This is a genomic window from Vibrio sp. 10N.222.55.B11 (assembly GCF_041473705.1).
Classification (GTDB): domain Bacteria; phylum Pseudomonadota; class Gammaproteobacteria; order Enterobacterales; family Vibrionaceae; genus Vibrio; species Vibrio crassostreae_C.
The window spans coordinates 1-716 of the sequence record NZ_JBFRST010000071.1; the positions used below are offsets into that span (position 1 = coordinate 1).

The following is a 716-nucleotide window of genomic DNA, read 5'->3' on the forward strand; positions in this document are numbered from 1 at the left end:
AAAAGTCGAGGTTGGTATGCCGTCATTCCCGATGAGGTTGATTGTTTTCAAGTGAGCTACAAATGGACAAGCCAGTCCCATTCTTTTGCAAGCGTCACCCACCATATGACTTACCAGTTAGAGCCAAATATAGAGTGTGCTCAAGATTGGCTGTATGGCAATGAGTGCATGAAGCATTCTGATTCTTCGAAACTAGCGATGGCCGCCGATGAATACAGCTTTAACCATCTAGAATGCCTGACTCATGGCAAGCATTTAACCAATGAAGAAATTGTAGCGTTAGACCGATTTAAAGCGGGCATTACATCCATTCACATTGATGAAAATGGCGTCATCATTCACGAAGAACGAACGTTAACCGCTAGCAATTCCTTTGCTTGTGTTGGGATCATTTTGTAACCACACCTCTTTTAATTCCACTTCCCCCTTAACCTCCACTCACCGCTCAGTTTTGCTGCTAGCGGCAATTTGCGTTGCATAAGGAAAATACTCATGCTTTCTATTAGCCCATTAAAATCCGCTTCTGGCGCTGCCAAATATTATCTCAGCGAAGAAAACCCCAAAGACCTACCTGACGTCTCTTTAGAAAAAAACGCGGGCGATAACTATTACCTCAAGGAAAAAGACCAAGAAGAAAACACCTTCTGGCATGGCAAGCTGGCCATCGAAGCGGGACTGGCGGGTAAACCCGTAGAGCAAGCCACCCTAGAATCGGT

1 protein-coding gene and 1 pseudogene are annotated in these 716 nt (G+C 45.0%); both read left to right on the forward strand.

Annotated features, from left to right (window positions below):
- Positions 1-399 (forward strand): annotated as a pseudogene (locus AB4503_RS22640) (hypothetical protein); the annotation flags it as partial.
- Between the two features lie 93 nt (positions 400-492).
- Positions 493-716: relaxase domain-containing protein (locus AB4503_RS22645; RefSeq protein WP_032499595.1), on the forward strand; the 224-nt coding region annotated here is incomplete at its 3' end.